Source organism: Paenibacillus sp. 32O-W, from assembly GCF_007679495.1.
Lineage (GTDB): Bacteria > Bacillota > Bacilli > Paenibacillales > NBRC-103111 > Paenibacillus_L > Paenibacillus_L residui.
Map to the genome: position 1 here is coordinate 1 of NZ_VEGP01000215.1, position 278 is coordinate 278.

At 32.4% G+C, this 278-nt stretch carries 1 protein-coding gene; it reads right to left on the reverse strand.

From position 1 onward, the window contains the following. Positions 1 to 38: 38 nt before the first annotated feature. On the reverse strand, positions 39 to 278 hold a 240-nt coding region (locus tag FS806_RS26010), incomplete at its 5' end, for a hypothetical protein (protein WP_186328545.1).

Sequence of the window (278 nt, forward strand, 5' to 3'; positions counted from 1 at the left end):
CAAAAGAACGCTTCGTGAATGATTTCACACCTTAAAAATTAAAAAAAACTGTCTTGACTTCTTGTGCCACTATACGGAATAATATCAACTCCATCTGTTAAAGGATCATAGGTACCATGAACAATTTTATCTTGTACATTTTTTGCTATCGCATCACCCAATGTTGAATACAGTCCATCAAAAATATCCTTATATTTTTTAGGCTCTATACCAAACATAGTGCTTGACAACATGTAGAGCAAAAATTGAAAAACATCTGTACATTCCATAAGATGGTT